Here is a 20,067-nt window from a genome sequence, read left to right on the forward strand (position 1 = left end):
TAATAAATTTGGATCATGAAGCGTTTCAAGGATTTTGTGGAATGGCAGGCCTTTGGAGTATGTGCTGCCATTGGTGATAAGCTGGGGGTGGCTACCTCCCGTATCCGCCTGTTTTTCATCTACACATCATTCCTTACCATGGGGTCGCCCGTCATTATTTACATGATACTGGCTTTTTGGGTAAACATGAAGAATTACATCCTTAATGCCCGTCGTAACCCGTTAAGGTATTTATGATCCAGGCGGAAAACGCCCGCCTTTCCCTGTGCCGCCGTACTGTATAAATGTGATACCATGGCCCGTACACCCTCCCATATGATTCCGCTGGGTACGCCCGCGCCCGACTTTGAGCTCCGCGATGTGATTTCCGGTAATTTATTCCGCCTGCACCAGGACCCAGCGCCCGTTGGCACCGTGGTCATGTTCATCTGCAACCACTGTCCGTTTGTAAGATACGTACAGCCGGAAATGGTCAGGATTACCCGGGAATACCTGGCCAAAGGCATCCGTTTCCTGGCTATCAGCGCTAATGACGCCCTCCAGTACCCGGAAGATGGCCCGGAGCACATGCGGGAAGTAGCCGCAGAACTGGGTTATGAGTTCCCCTACCTGTATGATGAGACGCAGCAGGTAGCCCTGGCCTTTGAAGCCGCCTGCACGCCGGACTTCTTTGTATATGACCGGGAGCTGAAACTGGTATACCGCGGCCAGCTCGACGATGCCCGGCCCGGCAACGACCGCCCCCAGGACGGCAAAGACATGCGCGCTGCCCTCAATGCGCTCCTGGAAGACCAGCCTGTAAGCCCCCTCCAGAAACCCAGCCTGGGTTGTAATATCAAATGGAAAATGGAGAAGACCGTGTAAATCATACGCTTAACTACCATTTAACAATAAATTAAGTTTTTTTTAATACTATCTTAAACTTTCCGCAAAACAGTTCATCTAAGCATTGATGCTGTTCACAAGAGGCAGCCATATCTATCATTAAAACTTGTATGATGAACACTTTACTGAAGAACCTTTGCGTCGGCGCGCTCATCGCTGCTGGTATTTTTACGTTATCTTCCTGTTCCAAAAATGAGGACAACAGCGGTAAGGCCCGCTTCCAGGTTGCGCTTACGGACGATCCTGGCGATTTTAAAGCCGTATACATTGATGTGCAGGATGTGAATATCAACTACTCCGACAGCGATGACAATGGCTGGCAAACATTGCAAGGGTTCAAAAGAGGACGTTACAATCTGCTCACATTGGTGAATGATAAAGACACCGTGCTGGCAGACGCCTACATCAACACTGGCACCGTAAAAGAAATCCGCCTGGTATTAGGAGACGACAACTGGGTAGTGACCAACGATGGCGACTCCGTTCACCTGCAAACGCCCAGCGGCCAGTCTTCCGGCGTTAAATTAAAGCTCAACTCAGATGTTGTAGCAGATGTATTGTACAAACTGGTACTGGATTTTGACGTGGCTAAATCCATACACCCGGCCGGCGGCAGCGGTAAATTTATATTGAAACCGGTGATCAGGGGCTTTATGGAAGCGCAGGGCGGCGCCATTAAAGGGGCCGTATTGCCAGATTCCGTGCTTACTGCGGTAGTGGTGCTGAACGGCGCTGATACAGTGGCCAGCACCTACACAGACCATGGCGCTTATCTGATCAAAGGGGTGGATGCCGGTACATACTCCCTGCATTTTATTCCAACAGACACGTTATTCAACACCGCGATAAAAGACGGCGTATCTGTTACGCTGGGGCAGGTAACTGCTGTGGATACCGTGCGGTTACAGAAATAATACCATCCATAAATAATAAGAGCTGGTTGCCTCATCAACAGAGGCAGCCAGCTTTTTTTATTATCCTCAACTGCTGTCCGAGGCTAATTTTTATTATAAACAGCAAACTTAATATGGTCCGTGGCCAGCGTAGCACGCCGGTCACAGAAAAAGCCAATGCTCGCCAGGTTAGTGGCTGGTAGTGTGGCCGTGTGTACCAGCTGGTCATTGATATAAAACCTGCAAGGCTGACCAGGTACCTGCTCAATACGCAGCACATTATAGTCATCCTTACGGATGCAGGCGCAAGCGGTATATTCCTTAATAGGAGCGGACCCCATGTTCTCCCGCCGTTGAATGGTGAAGTGCCCGTCTGTAGTGATCAGGAAAGAATTTTCATCAAAAACACGCGCTGACTTTTTATCTACATTCCAGATAATGCCATAAGTAGCATCCTCCTTCACGTGATCCGTCATTTTCATTTTCATCTCCAGTATTTGTGGCGCGGAGCCCAGATCCACTGCGCCAAGGCGCAACGCAAAATACCAGGAGGAGTGCAGGTTATTCAGCACATAATTCCCTTTTACAATACCCGCGGTGGCGGTATCGCCATGGTTAATGACCGGCCATCGGCTGGAGCCGTCTTCATTAAAATGTTCCTGCCATAAAACCGTGGGGGATGGGGTTTGTGCTACAACATGAAACAGCTGCATTAGTACTAATGCAGCTGTCAGAAGGGTTATCTTATAAGCCATAAGGCATTTGTGATCTAAGGTTAATCGAGGTGGAAATTGGTCATGCCATGATAGTGATTCTGTAACTGATTTACCGTTATCGTTCCCTTCAGATCGCGGTGCTCATCCCGGTAACTCAGTAGCGTCATCTCATGTCCGTCTTTCTGGTAAAGCCGTACGCTGAAAGGTCCGCGTATATACAAAGCGCCGCTACCGTTACTGGACTGCGCCTCATCCTTCTGGAACTTCAGGCGCAGCAACTGTGTCTCATCCAGCGGTATTTCATACAGGCTGTCGAAATCGTACCAGAATTCCTGCTGCTCATGGGTAAGTACACATGCCTGCTTGTCTTCCGGATTCACCTCCAGCACTTTCCCTTCCAGCAAATCGCCCTCATACTGTACTAATACCGTATCGCCTGTTTTAACATCATGCAAACGTATCATGGTGATTGATTTTGTGTTTGCATGAATTTAATAAAAAATCAGCAAAAATGCGCTCAGGCGTTTACATTTTCCTTCACCGCTTCCCTTATGCGTACCAGTTGCTCCAGCAGCTCTTCCAAAAGGTCCAGGCGTAGCATATTAGCGCCGTCAGACAGGGCTTTGGAAGGGTCCGGGTGCGTTTCAATAAAAAGGCCGTCAGCCCCGGTGGCAATAGCCGCCTTGGCAATAGTGCCTATCAGCTGCGGGTTACCGCCCGTAACGCCGCTGCTTTGGTTAGGCTGCTGCAGGGAGTGGGTGCAGTCCATTACCACGGGTACGCCATGATTCCGCATGATAGGGATGTTGCGGTAATCCACTACCAGGTCCTGGTAGCCGAATGTAGTGCCACGCTCCGTCAGTATGATCTGGTTATTGCCTGCCTGCTGTATCTTTTCCACCGCAAACTTCATTGCCTCGCCACTTACAAACTGGCCTTTCTTTACATTCACTACCTTACCGGTTTCTGCGGCCGCCAGCAGAATATCTGTTTGCCGGCAAAGGAAAGCCGGTATCTGCAATACATCTACATAAGCAGCGGCCATGGCAGCTTCTGCGGCAGAGTGTATATCAGAGGTCACCGGCAGGTTAAAGGCCTGGCCGGTCTTCTGCAGCAGTTCCAGCCCTTCTACATCGCCCACGCCGGTAAAGGAATGGATGCTGGTACGGTTGGCTTTACGGTAAGATGCTTTGAAAATATAAGGGATCTGTAAGCGCTTGCAGATGCCGGATACTTTTTCCGCTACCGTCATCAGCAGGTCCTCATTTTCTACCACACAGGGACCGGCAACCAGGAAAAAATTGTCTGGATTATATTGCTCTTTGAATAAAGCTTTCAGGTGTTTCATCTGCTATTGTTTGTTTTTAATTCCCCGTGTTATGACGGCGGTTAACCAGCCCTAACACAGCTATTTTATTTTGAGGACGTAAAGGTACGTAATCCGTTAAATGTTTAAATTGTCATAATATTGTAACCACAAAACAGATAATGCGGGCGCCGCTCTCAATACAATGAAAAGATTGTTGAAACATTGTCATGTGCTGTGATGCCCTGTTTAAAATTTTCACCAAAGCAATTAATATTACGGACGCAAGTATGCCCTGCGGGTGTACGTCAAAAACCAAACATGAAGAAGGACAAAATACTGGTAATAGGCGCCTGCGGGCAAATAGGAGTGGAGCTTACCCTGGCATTAAGAAAAATGTATGGGGATGCGAATGTAGTGGCTTCTGATCTGCGCGAAGAGCATGAGCTGTTAAAAGGTACCGGCCCCTATGTTTCATTGGATGTAATGAACAAGGAGATGCTGCACGTACTGGTCATCCGCCATAACATCACCCAGATTTACCTGCTGGCCGCCATCCTTTCTGCTACTGGTGAAAAGAATCCGCTGCTTGCCTGGCACATCAACATGCAAAGCCTGCTGAATGTGCTGGACATTGCCAAGGAAGAAGGCCTGGATAAAATCTATTGGCCCAGCTCTATTGCCGTATTTGGTCCCAACTCCCCCAAAGAAACCACCCCGCAGCATACCGTTATTGAGCCCACCACCATCTATGGTATCAGCAAGTTTGCCGGCGAGCGCTGGTGCGAGTACTATAACCACCGCTTCGGCATAGACGTAAGAAGCCTGCGCTATCCCGGTCTTATTAGCTATAAATCCGCACCTGGTGGCGGCACTACAGACTATGCCATTGAGATCTTCCATGAAGCCCTGGAAGAAAAGAAATATACCTGCTTCCTCTCTGAAGATACCTATTTGCCCATGATGTATATGCCGGATGCTATCCGCGCTACAATTGAGCTCATGGAGGCAGACCAGGCCAAAATATCCGTACGCTCCTCCTATAACCTCAGCGCCATGAGCTTCTCTCCCAAAGAGATCGCCGCAGAGATAAAACAGCATATCCCGGAATTTACCATCGGCTACCAGCCAGACTACCGGCAGCAGATCGCAGATGGCTGGCCCCAGAGCATTAACGACGAGCTGGCCCGCACAGACTGGGGCTGGAAACCGGAATATGACCTGCCCAAGATGGTGACGGACATGCTGAAGAACCTGTAACAAACCCTCCCTCCGCATTATATCGGATGCCAGATAAAGCCCTTTATGGTACTAAAGTGCTATTGTAATCGCTATGCCAATCGGCAACGACACAATATCTTTGATAAACTGTAAGCAGCCTTACAGCTAAACGTTAATGAAATTTTCATTTTGATGAATGTGCCGTACTTGCTATTTTATCATTTGAAATCTGGGAGCACTTTTATGAGATATTTTAAGGGGGATTTTCTCTTGCTATTGAGCCTTTGTTTGATTTCCCATATTGCGTTTGCGCAATCAGGCTTGCCTAGTAAGGGATTTGGCCGCTATTTCCTCATTGCCCACCGGGGTGGGGTAGTAGACAGCACCAACGCGGAGAACAGCCTGCCCGCCCTGCAGGACGCTATTGAAAGAGGATACTGGATGGTGGAGATGGACCTGCGCCTCACCCGCGATAGTGTGCTCATCATTCATCACGATCCCGATTTTAAGCGCTACTATGGCGTGGAAAAAGCCGTATCCGCCATGACATGGGACGAGATCAGCCAGCTGCGCAGCGCCCGGGGCAACCAGGTCATGAAGCTGGAAGACGCTCTCTCTGCCTGCAGCGGCAAGATCCAGGTCATGCTGGATAATAAGATCAGCGGCAACGATACCCTGCTGTTTTCGCAGGTGGTAAGCCTGTTGCAGAAATACGGGTTGGATAAGCAGGCCCTTATGATAGGCACAGATGAATCCACAGACTATTTCACCGGTAAGATAAAGCTGAGCTGCACCCGCCAGCAGCTGGAAATAAATACCCAAAAACCAGGTTATAGCCCGGAATATTACTATCTTTTTGGAGAGACCGGCAGCATGACCGATGATGATGTAAAATGGGCCCAATACCAGGGTATTATGGTAGTTGGGGTGCTGAATATGTTCCGTTATAAAGGTAAAAAAGGCAAAAGCCGCCCTTATCTGGCCGCCGCCCGGGATGCCACCCGCCTTAAATCCCTGGGCGTGCAGTTCTTCCAGCTGGATTCCGAATTCGACCGTTTCTTCCGCTAAATAAAAATGTCCGTGTTATATGAGATAACACGGACATTTTCTATTATCAGTACTTGTAATATTATTCTACGAATCCTACGGCTACCGTCGCATTGCTATACTCATCCACCAGTATAAATGCGCCATTGGCAGGGTTTACCCGGTATGGGTCTGCAAAAATGGGCTGTGCGGTCTTAAGGCTGATCTTGCCTATATCGTTAAGGCCAAGTTCCTTCTTATCGTCCAGGGTACGGCCGGTGGTTACCTCTATCACATGATCTATCTGCTGTACCTTGGCCTTTACGCGGTTAATACCATGCTGCAGCAGGTAGGTTTTACCGGGCGTTAGCTTCTGCTGGTCCATCCAGCAGATCTGTGCGCTGATCTCCTTCAGGGAGGCAGGAACACTGTCTGGTTTAGCCAGCATATTGCCACGGCTGGTGTCTATCTCGCTTTCCAGCGTGATCACCACACTCTCGCGGGCATTGGCCGTAGGCCGCTGGGTCTCAAACTGCTCAATGGTCTTGATTTTGCTGGTCTGCATAGAAGGCAGGGAGATCACCTCATCACCCACATTAAAATGGCCGCTGGCCACTTTTCCGGCAAATCCGCGGAAGTCGTGATGAGCCTCCGTGCGGGGCCTTATCACATATTGTACGGGAAAACGTGCCGGGTGTGTATTATCTGCATGGTCAAAGCTGATCTGCTCCAGGTGCTCCAGCAGGGACTCGCCTTTATACCAGCCTATCTTTTCAGAGCGGGCGGCCAGGTTCTCGCCATAAATGGAGGAGATGGGGATGAATTTCACATCCTGTTCCTTAAAGGCGGCGTTGTTCAGCAGCTGCTGAAAATCTGTTACGATCTGGTTAAAGCGCTCTTCGCTATAGTCCACCAGGTCCATCTTGTTCACGCACACTACCAGGTGCTGTATTCTTAACAGGTTGGCAATGAAGAAGTGGCGGTAGGTCTGTTCTACAATGCCTTTACGGGCGTCTATCAGTATCAGGGATACCTGCGCGTTGGAAGCGCCGGTTACCATGTTACGCGTATATTCCACGTGTCCGGGCGTGTCTGCAATGATGTATTTGCGGGTAGGCGTTGAAAAATAGATATGCGCCACATCTATGGTGATACCTTGCTCCCGCTCAGCTACCAGCCCGTCTGTTAACAGGGACAGGTCTGTAAAATCCAGCCCTTTGCGCTTGCTGGCCGCATGCAGTGCTTCCAGCTTGTCCTGCGGGATGGAGTTGGTATCATACAATAAACGGCCTATCAGGGTACTTTTCCCATCATCTACACTTCCCGAAGTGGTTATACGTAAAACCTCCATTGATATCTTATTTACAATTTCAGAAGTAATCAAATTTTAAATCGTTGCAGTCATCGTCAATATCCCTTTCACCCATATTCGCTGCATTCAATCATTAGCACATCTGCACATTAGCACATCCGCACATTAAAAATATCCCGCCTGTTTCCTTTTCTCCATCGCAGCTTCAGAGCGTTTGTCATCAATACGTGCGCCACGCTCAGAGATCTTTGCTTCCAGTATTTCAGAAACAATACCTTCCAGGTTATCTGCGTCAGAGATCACCGCTGCGGTACAGGTCATATCACCCACCGTACGGAAGCGTACTTTCTGGCGGAAGGGCACTTCGTCTTCTGTGGTGTTCAGGAAAGGAGAGTAGGGCCAGTACATACCATCGCGCTCTATGATCTCCCTTTCATGGGAGAAGTAGATGGAGGGGATGCCCAGCTGCTCGCGGCGTATATAGTTCCATACGTCCAGCTCTGTCCAGTTGGAGATAGGGAATACCCTTACGCCTTCGCCGATATGGATCTTACCATTCAGCATGTCAAACAGTTCCGGGCGCTGCATTTTGGCGTTCCACTGTCCAAATTCATCACGTACGGAGAAGATCCTTTCTTTGGCGCGGGCCTTTTCCTCATCACGGCGGGCGCCGCCAATGCATGCGTCATATTTCAGCTCCTCAATGGCGTCCAGCAGGGTAACGGTCTGCAGGGCGTTACGGCTGGCATATTTGCCTGTTTCTTCCTGTACTTTCCCCTGGTTAATGCTGTCCTGTACGCTGCGTACCACCAGGTCTACCCCCAGGGAGGCTACCAGTTGGTCGCGGAACTCCAGCGTTTCCGGGAAGTTATGCCCGGTATCGATATGCAACAGCGGAAAAGGTATCTTTCCGGGATAGAATGCTTTTTGAGCCAGCCGTACAATCGTAATGGAATCCTTTCCCCCGGAAAACAGGATGGCTGGCCGCTCAAACTGTGCGGCAGTTTCCCGGAGAATATAAATGGCCTCATCTTCCAGTGCCTGCGGAAATTCCCATTGTATTTTGTTACTCATATCGTTAAATTAATCAGGAATAATTAAGCAGTATAATTTTTTTACGGCGATGTGGCAAGAGCACATCACCCTCTTAACTATTCATGGTACATTATTAATCGTTATTTCAACCATGTAAACCGCACTCTTTCTTGGACTGTTCCCACCACCAGCGGCCGGCGCGGGGATGTTCACCAGGCTCAATGGCACGGGTGCAGGGCGCGCAGCCTATGCTAACAAAACCCTGGTTGTGCAGTTTATTGAAAGGTACATTGTTTTGGTCAAGGTAAGCCAGCATGTCTTCATAGGACCAGTTCACCAGGGGATTGAATTTATACAGTCCACGGGTTTCATCCCATTCCAGGGCTTCCAGCGCCTGGCGGTTCTCAGACTGCTCTGCCCGCAGTCCGGTGATCCATACTTTTACCCCCTGCAGGGCACGGTTCAGGGGCACTACCTTACGGATATAGCAACACTCCTTCCGGTTCTCAACAGAGTCATAAAAGCTGTTCATCCCTTTTTCAGCCACCAGTTTTTCCACTGCGGCTGTTTCCGGAAAATACACCTCAAAAGGTTGTTTGTAGCGGGCGCGGGTAAGATCCATCAACTCATAGGTTTCCTGGAACAGGCGGCCGGTATCCAGCGTAAATACGCGTACCGGCAGTTGATGGCGCCATATCATATCCGCCAGTACCTGGTCTTCCTGCCCAAAGGAGGTGGAAAATGCCACCGCACCGGGGAATTGTTCTGCAAGATATTGAATGGCAGCCGTTTCTGACAGTCCTGCCAATGCTGATTTAATGTCTGTCATGTACTTCCTTAGCTAAGACAAAAATACATAAATCCTATAAAAACTATAGGCTATTAGGAGGAAATTATTTAATTATTGGATGGATGGGGTGGGGGGACTGTCTGCTAGCAAAGCCGCAGCCGGCTTTAGCGCATAATTTACTCTGTCGTCCGGGCAACTAAGCAGACGGCTTTTAACCAATATGATAGGAAAATCTAAATGGAAATAGCCCCCTGGGCCTGGTAGTAGAAAATAACTCCCTTAAGCATTACCGGGGATAACCGGCATTCATCGGTATCCCCCTTATCAGATCAATCTTTGGTCAAAATGTCCTTCAACGTCTTGTTTTCCAGTAGCTTAAGCGTAGCGTCACGTACTCTTCCCATCACATCGTTCAACCCGCATACCGCCTCATCCTTACAATTCTCGCAGCGTTCGTAGTAATTCAGGCTAACACAGGGCAGCAGGGCAATAGGCCCATCCAGCAGCCGGATGATCCGGGCCAGTGGTATCTCCTTAGGCGTGCGCATCAGGTAATAGCCGCCTCCTTTTCCCTTTTTACTACCCAGTATGCCCGCATTCTTCAATTCCAGCAGGATATTCTCCAGGAATTTAATAGATATATTCTTCTCCTGCGCTATCTCGGAAATGAGGATGGGCCCTTTATCAGCATGCTCTGCCAGGTGAATCAGGGCATGAAAGGCATATTGTGTTTTCTTAGAAAGCATATAAATACGATTTGCATCCCACCCGTATGTGTGATAACTGCTGGCAAATATATTTAAAAGTTTGAAGTTTACAGGTCCAGCACATCCTTCATGGTAAAGATACCCTTTTTACCGTTCAGCCACTCAGCGGCTATTACTGCGCCGGCGGCAAAGCCCTCGCGGGAATGGGCCGTGTGGGTAATGGTAATATCGTCAATAGCGGAGGTATAATGTACGGTATGGGTGCCCGGCGCGGGGTTGATCCTCCGGGAGATGATAGACAGTTCCTGCGGCTGGCTGCTTTCCTGGTTTACCCAACCGGTCTTCCGGTTCACTTTTTCCAGGATCTGCTCTGCCAGGGTAATGGCGGTGCCGCTGGGCGCATCTTTTTTCTGGGTGTGATGGATCTCTTCCATCTGCAGGTCATACTGGGGCTGGGTAGCCATTAGTTCTGCCAGGCGTTTGTTGATCTCGAAGAAGATATTCACGCCAATGCTGAAATTGCTGGCATACAGGAAGCCCTGGTGTTGTTCCAGACAACGGGCCTTGATATCGGGCAATTTATCCAGCCAGCCGGTGGTACCTACTACTACCGGTACATTGGCGGCAAAACATTTGAGTATATTGGAATAAGCAGTTTCCGGCGTGGTGAATTCAATAGCAACATCAGCCTGTCCTAAATGCTCTTTTTCCAGCAGGTGCTGGGTGTTCAGATCAATGCGGTGCACGACTTCATGTCCTTTCGCTGTTGCAATGGCCTCTATGGCCTGTCCCATTTTTCCGTATCCGATGAGTGCTATTTTCATAATTATGTCTCAGTTCCAGAATTTAATCGCTTGTTTTATATTGACAGCCAGCTATGATCAACAACGATCCCCCTTATTTTCCAAATACCCAACCCGTTGCCTTGCTGCGTTTCGCTTTACCCAGGTTTATTTGCAGGCTTACGCCCAGGGAATGGTATTCCGCCTTGGGCACTATCCGCATACTCAGGTCATCATTCATATTCCAGTTCCGCAGATGCGCAAATACGGTGGCATCAATGATATTCAACCCGTAAGCCAGTATAAATACCAGCACAGAATAGTCCACATATTGCCGGAAAGCGTCGCGGTTCACCTTTAAATCCTCAGGATCCCATATGCCTTCATATTTATCTATAGTATTTGCATTCCCGTCCATACGTATACGGTAGGCGTCGCGGAAATCTTTGTAAGTGGCAAAGTTAGAAACAAAGAAACCAGCAGAGATGCCCATAGCGGCATATACCAGTGGTAATTTCCAGTACTCGCGGTTATAGATCTGGCCTAAACCCGGCAGCACGGCAGAGTAAAAGGCCGCCTTACGCGGACTGTGGGGCGGTCTTAATGCAGGAAGAGGTACAGAATCCCTTTTTATAGCTGCGGAATCTTTTTTGATAGCGGATGTATGCACGCTATCTGCCATCCTGGGTTTGATCGTATCCTGCGCATACAATGGGCTGCAGGCAAATACCGGCAGGAGGATCAGGAGGAATTGGTACAATAAATAGTGAAACGAATGCCTGGCCTTATTTTTTGCCACCGTATAAATCGATTTTTTCCAGTATGCTGTCCAGTTCTTCGTCGGAGTAAAACTCAATGCTAATGCTGCCTTTACCCACTTTACTTCTGTCCAGCTTTACCTTAGTTGCAAAATGAGAGGCTAAGTTATCTTCTATTTTTTGATAAGCCGGCGGTAAGGAAATTTTTACCGGTTTTTTAACACTGCCTTTTTCTATATGGTTCACCTTTCTTACCAGTTCCTCTGCGTGGCGCACGGAAAGGCCGTCCTTAACGATCTCATTGAAGATAAAGAGTTGTTTTTCAACATTCTCTACGCCAATAAGGGCACGGGCATGCCCCATGCTGATCTGGGCATTACGCACCGCCACCTGTATATCCGGGGGCAGTTTTAACAAACGTATGTAATTGGTTACGGTGCTTCTTTCTTTACCCATCCGGTCTGCCACCTGCTCCTGTGTAAAGGTGCATTCATCCATCAGGCGTTTGTAGCTGAGGCCAATTTCTATGGCATTCAGATTTTCCCTTTGCAGGTTCTCCAACAGGGCCAGCTCCAGTAATTCCTGGTCGTTTGCCTGACGGATATATGCGGGAATATCCTTTAACCCGGCCATCTTGCTGGCGCGTAAACGCCTTTCACCTGCGATCAGCTGGTACTTTTTACCAGATTTGGATACGGTGATAGGCTGTATAACATCATGCAGCTTAATGGAATGGCTCAATTCCTGTAACGCCTGCTCATCAAAGTCACGCCGCGGCTGCTTCGGATTTACCTCGATCTGGTCCAGCGGGATACGTTCAATACCCGTGGCCGCAGCTACTACCTGTTCGCCCAGGGCACTGGTAGTCTGTTTCAGATCAGTATCAATGTTTTGGAGCAGCGAGCGGATGCCTTTTCCCAACGCCTCTTTTTTACTCGGATTGGTCATTGTTAATGGCTAATATTTTTTCTTCGAAGTTAATTTTTGTGAAATTATTCTTTTGCAGTATTTCTTTTGCCAGGTTCAGGTAGTTAATAGCTCCTGTGCTGGCTGCATCGTACATGATAACGGATTTACCGAAGCTGGGCGCTTCACCCAGTTTGGTATTACGGTGTATGATGGTGTTGAAAACGCTTTCCTCAAAGTGTTGCTTTACCTCGTCCACCACCTGGTTGCTCAGGCGTAAACGGCCGTCATACATGGTCATCAGGATACCTTCTATTTCCAGGGAGGTATTCAGCCGGCTCTGTACGATCTTAATGGTATTCAGCAACTTGCCTAAGCCTTCCAGTGCAAAGAACTCGCACTGTACCGGTATGATCACGGAGTCAGAGGCCACCAGGGCGTTTACGGTGATCAGGCCCAGTGAAGGGGAGCAGTCTACAATAATGAATTCATAGTCATCCTTCACGGAATCGATCACCTGCTTCATCACCTGCTCACGGTTAGGGTGGTTGATGAGCTCCAGCTCAGCGCCTACCAGGTCAATATGCGCGGGCAGCACCTTCAGGTTCGGAGTGTCTGATTCCAGTACCACGTCTTTGGCCTGTACATCGTTCACCATACAGTCGTATAGGCTCTGCTGTATGTTCCGCAGGTCAAACCCCAGCCCCGTAGTGCTGTTGGCCTGCGGATCTGCGTCTACCAGCAGGGTCTTGAATTCCAGCACGGCCAGGCTGCTGGCCAGGTTAATTGCGCTGGTAGTTTTACCTACGCCCCCTTTTTGATTGGCGATTGCGATTATTCTTGCCATTGTAAAGCTTAAAATGTACTAAGGTAATAATAGGATAATAGGATAATAAAAATTTTAGCGGGTAATGCTTCTGCTGGTTCAATTTTAACCTTGATGAAGCCCGTTTCTACAGTAAACCAATCTCTCTCACACCTCCACACTGCTGTTAATAGCCGGCAGCAACAACTCCAGTCCCGCGTCCGCAAAGGCCTGCTTTGCTTTGGCGGTATCGATCTTTATATAACCAAACGTATCGTAATGTACGCCAATAATGCGTTTGCATTCAATGAATTCTGCGGCGATGATAGCATCCTCTACCCCCATGGTAAAATTATCGCCAATAGGCAGCACCGCAAAATCTAATTTGGCAAACCGCGGCACCAGCTCCATATCAAAGGTAAGGGCCGTATCTCCGCTATAGTAGAAATTACCGGTTTCCGTAGTAAAAATAAAGCCCATTGGGTTGCCTCCGTAGGAGCCATCCGGTAACCCGCTGGAATGGTGGGCCACTACACACTTTACCGTGCCAAAATCAAACTGCCATTTGCCGCCCGTATTCATGGGATGCGTATTCTCAATACCCTGCCTGCCGGCCCAGGTCGCAACCTCAAAGCTGCCTACTACCGTTGCATTAGTGCGGCGGGCCAGGTTCACCAGGTCAGCCACATGATCCTCATGTCCATGGGAAATAAAAATGTAGTCAGCAACTATTGTATTGACATCCACAGCTTTAGCCAGGTCATTATAGGTGATAAAAGGGTCAAATAAGATCCTTTTGCCCCCAACTTCCACTGCGAAACAAGAATGACCGTAATAAGTAAATTGCATCGGCGAACTGGTTTAGGCTGAATGATACATTATTAATATAACTTCCCGAATGTGACAAAAATACAACGATTAGACAAATATAAGCCGGAGCGGTTTATTTATTTATTCACAAAAAATCGTGGAGTTCGATGTTAATAGCATGATAATGAGTTTATTGTGCAATCAGCCCTGCCGCCCCTCCATTCTTAGCAGAATTTTTGATGGAGGGATACAATATACCGTTTACCCGTTCGTCTTTTCAATTTGACCTAACTTTACTTTTATCATGCGCTCAGGTTTGAATTCGGTGGTGCTTATTGTACTGATCATTTGTCTGGATATATACGTTTTTATGGGCATAAGGGCCATCATGAATGGGTCCGCTCCCCGTACCCGCGGCCTTGTATATGGCATATACTGGCTGGTATCCCTCAGTTGTCTGGCTACCATCATATTATTGCCCTATCTCAACTGGCACGACTGGAAACCCATCGTCCGCTCCTATGTAATGGCAATCCTTATCGGCCTCGTGCTGGCCAAGGCCATTACCGTTGTTTTCCTGCTTATGGATGATTTGCGCCGGGGTGTACAATGGCTTATCCAGCGCTTTGGCTCCCAGCCCGTGGCGGATCCAGGCAGGGATATCAACGGTATCACCCGTTCACAGTTCCTGACCAAAACCGGTCTTTTACTGGGAGGCGGCCTCTTTGCTACCCTTACATATGGGTTTTCTAACAAGTATAATTATAGGGTTCATAAGATAAAACTGGCATTTAAGAACCTGCCGGCTGCCTTTAAAGGGCTCCGCATCGTGCAGATCTCAGATATCCACTCCGGCAGCTTCAATAACACGCCGGCTGTCATGAAAGGGATCGAGATGATCAATGCACAGCAGGCAGATCTGATCCTTTTTACCGGAGACCTGGTAAATGACCGCGCCCTGGAAATGGAGCCCTACATGGAGATCTTCAACAAGGTAAAAGCGCCCCTGGGCGTATTTTCCACCCTCGGTAACCATGATTATGGCGATTATTACCCGTGGCCGGACAGGGACCAGACCGGCTTCAGCGCACAACGCGCACAGAACCTGGAGCATCTTAAACAGATCCATGGCCAGCTGGGCTGGCGCCTGCTCATGAATGAGCACGTAGTGCTGGAAAAGGATGGGGAGCAGATCGCCCTTATCGGCATTGAGAACTGGAGCGCTATGAGCCGTTTCCCTAAATACGGCGACCTGAAAAAAGCTTACGAGGGCAGCGCCCACATTCCCTTCAAAATATTGCTCTCCCATGATCCCACCCATTGGGATGCGCAGGTACGGACAGATTACCCGGATATTGACCTTATGCTGGCGGGCCATACGCACGGTATGCAGTTTGGCGTAGAGATACCCGGCGTAAAATGGAGCCCCGCCCAATATTTCTATAAGGAATGGGCCGGTTTATACAAACAGGGCTCCCAACGCCTGTATGTGAACCGCGGTTTTGGTTTCCTGGGCTATCCCGGCCGCGTAGGCATCCTCCCGGAGATCACCCTTATTGAGCTGGCATAAACAAATAACCGTCACCAGGCAGGGGGGATGACCATACCTGGTTATTCCCTGCCTGGTCCCATATTGGTAATCCGTAATTCTGTATCTTGCACCGTGGTACACTCGTAAAAAACATGTGGAAACACCGGTGCATTTTATTGCTATCCCTATTGGGCTGTAGCCGTATAGTAGCAGCACAGTCATTGGCCGACCTGGAAAGGCAGCTGGATTCTCTTTTACAAAAAAGACAGAAGAACGAGGCGCTGGTAACCATGGGCTATGGCAATAACCCCGCTTACGGCAGTAAAACGGCCAACTTCGACCAGCCTATTGTGATGAAGACCTTTCTGTCGCCCTCAATTGCCTACTATCATAAATCCGGTTTCTCCGGTTCATTAAGCGCATATTACCTGTTCGATACGGAAAAGAACCCTTGGTTTGAATGGGATTTCTCTTTGGGATACGACTACACGAAAAACCGGAAGTTCCTGACCGGCATTTCGTATACCCGTTACTTCTTCGCAGATTCCAGCGATGTTCCGGCTACCCCTATTAAGAATGAGCTGTTTGCTTATTTCTACTATCGCAGCTGGTGGCTGCAGCCGGGTATCAGCCTGGATTATGGTTGGGGGCAGCAAACCGATAAGTATACGGAATTCCGCCGCCTGGGCCGCAACCGCCGGTTAGGTACAGAGGTCACCAGCACTACCTCCGCCCGGGATTTTAATGTCATCTTCGCCCTTCGCCACCCCTTTATGTTCATGGATGTGCTCAAGTTTGATGACGCCGTGTTATTAACCCCCTCATTAGGATTCACAGCAGGCACCGCACACTACTATAGCAACCTGAAAGCCTTTCAATACATTGCCCGTTCTGCTAAAATGAAACAGGATATCCAGGAAAGTAAGAAAAAAGGGAATGGACTGGCAGTGGAATCAGAAGATGGTACTGGCTTTGAGCCGCGCGCACTGGATTTTACCGTCAATCTCTCCTATATCATTGGCAAGTTTACTTTCGCTCCCTCCTATACGCTTTTTAAACCCCTGCAGGGCGAAGACCGCAATTTCATGACCTACTTCACCGCCCGGGTAAGCTTCAATTTATAAATGACTCGTTTTTTTATTGTGTTGTGCGCACTTTTTTAATAAGAAAGAAAAGTAGCATAGATTTTGCGTTACAATGTCTTCACATGCTACTATCAGGTACCATGTGTTACACAAAAAATCCATGCAGTCATCCACATCACGTGGTAACAAAAATCTAGGCTATTAAAAATCAAATAAGATCACACATGAAAAAACTGTTTCTTGCGATGGCAGTATTGGGAATCACTGCCTTCTCCACACTCCATGCCCAGGATAGATTACTGAGATTTGGTATCAAAGGTGGCGCTAACCTCGGTAAGATCGACGGTGAGGGCTACAACGATGGCTTTAAGCTGGGTTATCACCTGGGTGGTTTTGCACAGGTAAACCTCGTAAAAGGTTTTGGTGTGCAGGGAGAACTGATCTTCTCTTCCACCAAAACAAAAACTACGGACAAATTCAGCGAGGTCTATAACACAGATAACCTGAATGATCCGGACAATAACAACAAAAAGATCAGCCTCAATTACCTGAGCATTCCCTTGCTGGCGAACATCAACCTGGGTACGCCCCGTTTGAAACTGCAGGTAGGTCCCCAGTTCAGTGCCCTGCTTAGCGGTAAGGACGCCTTACAGGGAACAAAAGACGCCTTCAAAGGTGGTGATGTGGCTGGCGTAGCCGGTTTATGGCTGCAGCTGCCCATTATCAACGTAAGCGCCCGTTACATCATTGGCTTCACAGACGTAAAGAACGCCGGCGATGTAGCAAACAGCAGCAACTGGAAAAACCAGTCCATCCAGCTGGGTGTAGGTGTTACGCTGTAACACAACGGTTTGTAAATTGTATCAATAGTGAAATGCCTCCAAAGCTTAAAAACTTTTGGAGGCATTTTTACCTGGCCCCATCCGCACATTTAACCCCATTCACCCATCTGCACATCCGCACATGTGCGCATCCGCATATTATTAATGGCACTATCCTTGAACACTATAGGGGAATACTAAAAATACCAGGTGGCAATGAAGTCAAGCTGACAAATTGTCTACCTTCATGGAATTAAACTATTGCGATGAATAGATTTTATTTAGCGAATTCGGAAGAAGAGATGGAGTTTATGCCTATTATCCCTTTGAATGAAGACGGAGACAGCGCGGAAGACGATAAAATACCCCAGGAACTGGCCATACTACCTTTAAGAAATACTGTATTGTTTCCAGGTGTGGTACTGCCTATCACCGTTGGAAGGGATAAATCTATCAAGGCAGTGAATGATGCTTACCGGACTGACAAATTGATTGGTGTGGTAGCGCAAAAAGACAGTACGGTAGAGGACCCTATTATTGCCGATTTGGCAAACGTAGGCACCGTAGCCCGGATCGTTAAGCTGATAAAAATGCCGGATGGCGGTACCACCATCATCATACAGGGCCGCAAACGTTTCAATATAGACGCTATTACTACAGAAGATCCATACTTTAAGGCCAACATCACCGTGCTGCACGACGAAGTAGGGGAAAACGATGCAGAATTTGAGGCCTATATTTCTTCCATTAAAGACCTGGCCGGCCAGATCATACAGCTCTCGCCCAACCTGCCTTCCGAGGCCAGCGTAATACTCAAGAACATAGAAAATGCAGCTTTCCTGGTACACTTTGTATCCTCTAACCTCAACAGCGAGATAAAGGACAAACAGGAACTGCTGGAAATCAATAATCTCCGCACCCGCGCAGAAACCCTGCTCAAACTGCTGCAGGTAGAGCTGCAGCTGGCGGAGTTGAAGAATAAGATCACCAACAAGACCAAGGCGGACCTCGATAAGCAGCAGCGGGAATACTTCCTGCAACAGCAGCTTAAATCCATCAAAGAGGAGCTGGGCGGTGATTCCAACGACCGCGAAGTAAAGGAAATGCAGCGCAAGGCAGAAACCAAGAAATGGTCAGAGGCCGCCGCAGACCTGTTCCGCAAAGGATCCGAGAAGTTAGAGCGTATGCACCCCAGCACCCCGGACTATAGCGTGGTATACAACCACCTTGACCTGATGCTGGACCTCCCCTGGGGAGAGTACACCCAGGATAGCTACGATCTGAAGAAAGCCCAGAAAGTATTGGACCATGACCACTACGGCATGGATAAGATCAAGGAACGTATCCTGGAATACCTGGCCGTACTTAAACTGAAGGGTGATATGAAATCGCCTATTCTTTGCTTTGTAGGCCCTCCGGGTATTGGTAAAACCTCCCTGGGCCGTTCTATCGCCAATGCTATTGGCCGCAAATATGTACGCTTAAGCCTGGGTGGCCTGCATGATGAGAGCGAGATCCGTGGGCACCGTAAAACATATATTGGGGCGATGCCTGGCCGCATTTTGCAGTCCATCCGCAAAATAAAATCGTCTAACCCGGTCATGATCCTGGACGAGATCGATAAGATCGGTAACGATTTCCGCGGCGATCCCAGCTCTGCCCTCCTGGAAGTGCTGGATCCTGAACAGAACAGTACTTTTTACGATAACTACCTGGAGCTGGAATATGATCTGAGCAAGGTATTGTTCATTGCTACCGCCAATAATCTCAGCGCTATTAATCCAGCCCTGCGCGACCGTCTCGAGATCATTGACCTCAGCGGTTACTCTGTAGAGGAAAAAGTGGAGATAGCCAAACGGCACCTGGTGCCCAAACAGCGGGAAGCGCATGGCCTTAAGGACCTCAAAATGAAGTTCCCCGGTCAGGTCCTGTCCCGCATAGTGCAGGACTATACGCGCGAAAGCGGCGTGCGCGAGCTGGACCGCCTGCTGGCCTCCATTATGCGTTCCCTGGCAAAAGACGTAGCCCTGGAGCACAAGATCCCGGATACCCTCACGGAGGAAACTGTGGCCAAAATATTAGGTAAATCACGCTACTCCAACGAGTTATATAAAGTGGGCAACCCGCCGGGTGTGGCTGTAGGCCTCGCCTGGACTTATGTAGGCGGCGACATCCTGTTCATAGAAACCAGCCTTAGCGACGGTAAGGGCGAATTAAAGCTTACCGGTAACCTGGGCAATGTAATGAAGGAATCTGCCTCCACGGCCCTCAGCTACCTGCAGGCAAACGCCACCCAGTATAAGATCGATCCCAAGGTATTCTCCCATAAGAATGTGCATGTGCACGTGCCGGAAGGCGCGGTGCCCAAGGATGGCCCCAGCGCAGGCGTTACCATGCTCACCGCCCTTTCATCCGCCTACACTGGCCGTAAGGTAAAATCCTACCTGGCCATGACGGGCGAGATCACCCTCCGTGGACAGGTGCTGCCGGTAGGAGGTATCAAGGAAAAGATCCTGGCCGCTAAACGCGCCGGTATCAAGGAGATCATACTCTGCTGGCAGAACGAGAAAGATATTAACGACATTAATCCTGACTATATCAAGGGCCTGAAGTTCCATTTTGTAAAAGAAATGAACCAAGTGCTCGAAATAGCGTTATTAAAGAAGTAAGTGTTAAGA

At 48.8% G+C, this 20,067-nt stretch carries 21 protein-coding genes; 9 read left to right on the forward strand and 12 right to left on the reverse strand.

The features are described from left to right. The first annotated feature begins 15 nt into the window (after positions 1–15). The 3 genes from F0L74_RS19085 (at position 16) to F0L74_RS19095 (ending at position 1,799) form a co-directional block, all read left to right on the forward strand. Complete coding sequence (locus F0L74_RS19085; RefSeq protein ID WP_089914236.1) at positions 16–237, forward strand: PspC domain-containing protein; 222 nt, start codon at positions 16–18, stop codon at positions 235–237. 57 nt (positions 238–294) lie between these two features. Beyond that, on the forward strand, positions 295–864 hold the full coding sequence (locus F0L74_RS19090; protein ID WP_188316066.1) for a thioredoxin family protein: 570 nt from the start codon (positions 295–297) through the stop codon (positions 862–864). 131 nt (positions 865–995) lie between these two features. Then, entirely contained in the window at positions 996–1,799 is an 804-nt protein-coding gene (locus F0L74_RS19095; protein ID WP_246197768.1) for a DUF4382 domain-containing protein, read from the forward strand. A gap of 83 nt (positions 1,800–1,882) precedes the next feature. Here the strand turns inward: F0L74_RS19095 and F0L74_RS19100 are convergent, their stop codons facing one another. Genes F0L74_RS19100 through kdsA form a run of 3 tightly spaced genes read right to left on the reverse strand, consistent with a single transcriptional unit; the run spans position 1,883 to position 3,842 of the window. Further along, positions 1,883–2,533, reverse strand: a complete 651-nt coding sequence (locus tag F0L74_RS19100; RefSeq protein WP_149839470.1) for a hypothetical protein — start codon at positions 2,531–2,533, stop codon at positions 1,883–1,885. Positions 2,534–2,553: 20 nt separating this feature from the next. Further along, on the reverse strand, positions 2,554–2,958 hold the full coding sequence (locus tag F0L74_RS19105; RefSeq protein WP_149839471.1) for a hypothetical protein: 405 nt from the start codon (positions 2,956–2,958) through the stop codon (positions 2,554–2,556). Positions 2,959–3,011: 53 nt separating this feature from the next. After that, entirely contained in the window at positions 3,012–3,842 is an 831-nt protein-coding gene (gene kdsA / locus F0L74_RS19110) for a 3-deoxy-8-phosphooctulonate synthase (RefSeq protein ID WP_149839472.1), read from the reverse strand. Positions 3,843–4,121: 279 nt separating this feature from the next. Here kdsA and F0L74_RS19115 point away from each other — a divergent pair, with 279 nt between their 5' ends. Together F0L74_RS19115 and F0L74_RS19120 are read left to right on the forward strand one after the other, a co-directional pair. Continuing rightward, the gene (locus tag F0L74_RS19115; protein WP_149839473.1) at positions 4,122–5,060 is read left to right on the forward strand and encodes an NAD-dependent epimerase/dehydratase family protein; all 939 of its coding nucleotides are present in this window, start codon (positions 4,122–4,124) and stop codon (positions 5,058–5,060) included. A gap of 282 nt (positions 5,061–5,342) precedes the next feature. After that, the gene (locus F0L74_RS19120) at positions 5,343–6,089 is read left to right on the forward strand and encodes a glycerophosphodiester phosphodiesterase (RefSeq protein ID WP_188316067.1); all 747 of its coding nucleotides are present in this window, start codon (positions 5,343–5,345) and stop codon (positions 6,087–6,089) included. A 61-nt stretch (positions 6,090–6,150) separates the two neighbouring features. Here F0L74_RS19120 and F0L74_RS19125 read toward each other — a convergent pair whose 3' ends face one another. The 9 genes from F0L74_RS19125 to F0L74_RS19165 all read right to left on the reverse strand — a co-directional run bounded on the left by F0L74_RS19125 (position 6,151) and on the right by F0L74_RS19165 (position 13,991). Next, positions 6,151–7,398 (reverse strand): sulfate adenylyltransferase subunit 1, encoded by a 1,248-nt coding sequence (locus F0L74_RS19125; RefSeq protein WP_149839475.1) that lies wholly within the window; start codon positions 7,396–7,398, stop codon positions 6,151–6,153. Between the two features lie 126 nt (positions 7,399–7,524). Beyond that, positions 7,525–8,433, reverse strand: a complete 909-nt coding sequence (gene cysD / locus F0L74_RS19130) for a sulfate adenylyltransferase subunit CysD (RefSeq protein ID WP_149839476.1) — start codon at positions 8,431–8,433, stop codon at positions 7,525–7,527. Positions 8,434–8,539: 106 nt separating this feature from the next. After that, a complete protein-coding gene (locus F0L74_RS19135; protein ID WP_149839477.1) occupies positions 8,540–9,223 on the reverse strand; it encodes a phosphoadenylyl-sulfate reductase in 684 nt (227 codons plus the stop codon). A gap of 290 nt (positions 9,224–9,513) precedes the next feature. Further along, positions 9,514–9,930 (reverse strand): RrF2 family transcriptional regulator, encoded by a 417-nt coding sequence (locus F0L74_RS19140; protein WP_149839478.1) that lies wholly within the window; start codon positions 9,928–9,930, stop codon positions 9,514–9,516. Positions 9,931–9,998: 68 nt separating this feature from the next. Beyond that, entirely contained in the window at positions 9,999–10,715 is a 717-nt protein-coding gene (gene dapB, locus F0L74_RS19145; RefSeq protein WP_149839479.1) for a 4-hydroxy-tetrahydrodipicolinate reductase, read from the reverse strand. A gap of 73 nt (positions 10,716–10,788) precedes the next feature. After that, on the reverse strand, positions 10,789–11,472 hold the full coding sequence (locus F0L74_RS19150) for a DUF5683 domain-containing protein (protein WP_149839480.1): 684 nt from the start codon (positions 11,470–11,472) through the stop codon (positions 10,789–10,791). Continuing rightward, positions 11,459–12,379, reverse strand: a complete 921-nt coding sequence (locus F0L74_RS19155; protein ID WP_149839481.1) for a ParB/RepB/Spo0J family partition protein — start codon at positions 12,377–12,379, stop codon at positions 11,459–11,461. Before F0L74_RS19155 ends, F0L74_RS19150 begins: the two co-directional genes overlap by 14 nt. Next, positions 12,363–13,184, reverse strand: a complete 822-nt coding sequence (locus tag F0L74_RS19160; protein WP_149839482.1) for a ParA family protein — start codon at positions 13,182–13,184, stop codon at positions 12,363–12,365. Before F0L74_RS19160 ends, F0L74_RS19155 begins: the two co-directional genes overlap by 17 nt. A 126-nt stretch (positions 13,185–13,310) precedes the next feature. After that, a complete protein-coding gene (locus tag F0L74_RS19165; protein ID WP_149839483.1) occupies positions 13,311–13,991 on the reverse strand; it encodes a metal-dependent hydrolase in 681 nt (226 codons plus the stop codon). A gap of 265 nt (positions 13,992–14,256) precedes the next feature. Between F0L74_RS19165 and F0L74_RS19170 the strand changes: the two genes are divergently transcribed. The 4 genes from F0L74_RS19170 to lon all read left to right on the forward strand — a co-directional run bounded on the left by F0L74_RS19170 (position 14,257) and on the right by lon (position 20,058). After that, positions 14,257–15,522 carry a metallophosphoesterase gene (locus tag F0L74_RS19170; protein WP_149839484.1) on the forward strand — a complete coding sequence of 422 codons (1,266 nt, stop codon included), beginning with the start codon at positions 14,257–14,259 and terminating at the stop codon, positions 15,520–15,522. A 113-nt stretch (positions 15,523–15,635) separates the two neighbouring features. Then, positions 15,636–16,607, forward strand: coding sequence for a hypothetical protein (locus tag F0L74_RS19175; protein ID WP_149839485.1), 972 nt, complete (start codon positions 15,636–15,638; stop codon positions 16,605–16,607). 185 nt (positions 16,608–16,792) lie between these two features. Further along, positions 16,793–17,410: a porin family protein gene (locus tag F0L74_RS19180; RefSeq protein ID WP_149839486.1), complete on the forward strand. Its 618-nt coding sequence runs from the start codon at positions 16,793–16,795 to the stop codon at positions 17,408–17,410. 245 nt (positions 17,411–17,655) lie between these two features. Beyond that, positions 17,656–20,058 carry an endopeptidase La gene (lon, locus tag F0L74_RS19185; RefSeq protein WP_149839487.1) on the forward strand — a complete coding sequence of 801 codons (2,403 nt, stop codon included), beginning with the start codon at positions 17,656–17,658 and terminating at the stop codon, positions 20,056–20,058. Positions 20,059–20,067 lie beyond the last annotated feature (9 nt).

Origin of the sequence: Chitinophaga agrisoli (assembly GCF_008386695.1) — a bacterium.
GTDB classification, from domain to species: domain Bacteria; phylum Bacteroidota; class Bacteroidia; order Chitinophagales; family Chitinophagaceae; genus Chitinophaga; species Chitinophaga agrisoli.

Coding starts and splice junctions, on each gene's coding strand:
- F0L74_RS19125 (WP_149839475.1), bottom strand. CDS start 7,398: ATGGAGGTTTTACGTATAACCACTTCGGGAAGTGTAGATGATGGGAAA.
- F0L74_RS19085 (WP_089914236.1), top strand. CDS start 16: ATGAAGCGTTTCAAGGATTTTGTGGAATGGCAGGCCTTTGGAGTATGT.
- kdsA (WP_149839472.1), bottom strand. CDS start 3,842: ATGAAACACCTGAAAGCTTTATTCAAAGAGCAATATAATCCAGACAAT.
- F0L74_RS19140 (WP_149839478.1), bottom strand. CDS start 9,930: ATGCTTTCTAAGAAAACACAATATGCCTTTCATGCCCTGATTCACCTG.
- F0L74_RS19180 (WP_149839486.1), top strand. CDS start 16,793: ATGAAAAAACTGTTTCTTGCGATGGCAGTATTGGGAATCACTGCCTTC.
- lon (WP_149839487.1), top strand. CDS start 17,656: ATGAATAGATTTTATTTAGCGAATTCGGAAGAAGAGATGGAGTTTATG.
- F0L74_RS19170 (WP_149839484.1), top strand. CDS start 14,257: ATGCGCTCAGGTTTGAATTCGGTGGTGCTTATTGTACTGATCATTTGT.
- F0L74_RS19160 (WP_149839482.1), bottom strand. CDS start 13,184: ATGGCAAGAATAATCGCAATCGCCAATCAAAAAGGGGGCGTAGGTAAA.
- cysD (WP_149839476.1), bottom strand. CDS start 8,433: ATGAGTAACAAAATACAATGGGAATTTCCGCAGGCACTGGAAGATGAG.
- F0L74_RS19155 (WP_149839481.1), bottom strand. CDS start 12,379: ATGACCAATCCGAGTAAAAAAGAGGCGTTGGGAAAAGGCATCCGCTCG.
- F0L74_RS19100 (WP_149839470.1), bottom strand. CDS start 2,533: ATGGCTTATAAGATAACCCTTCTGACAGCTGCATTAGTACTAATGCAG.
- F0L74_RS19095 (WP_246197768.1), top strand. CDS start 996: ATGATGAACACTTTACTGAAGAACCTTTGCGTCGGCGCGCTCATCGCT.
- dapB (WP_149839479.1), bottom strand. CDS start 10,715: ATGAAAATAGCACTCATCGGATACGGAAAAATGGGACAGGCCATAGAG.
- F0L74_RS19090 (WP_188316066.1), top strand. CDS start 295: ATGGCCCGTACACCCTCCCATATGATTCCGCTGGGTACGCCCGCGCCC.
- F0L74_RS19105 (WP_149839471.1), bottom strand. CDS start 2,958: ATGATACGTTTGCATGATGTTAAAACAGGCGATACGGTATTAGTACAG.
- F0L74_RS19115 (WP_149839473.1), top strand. CDS start 4,122: ATGAAGAAGGACAAAATACTGGTAATAGGCGCCTGCGGGCAAATAGGA.
- F0L74_RS19165 (WP_149839483.1), bottom strand. CDS start 13,991: ATGCAATTTACTTATTACGGTCATTCTTGTTTCGCAGTGGAAGTTGGG.
- F0L74_RS19175 (WP_149839485.1), top strand. CDS start 15,636: ATGTGGAAACACCGGTGCATTTTATTGCTATCCCTATTGGGCTGTAGC.
- F0L74_RS19135 (WP_149839477.1), bottom strand. CDS start 9,223: ATGACAGACATTAAATCAGCATTGGCAGGACTGTCAGAAACGGCTGCC.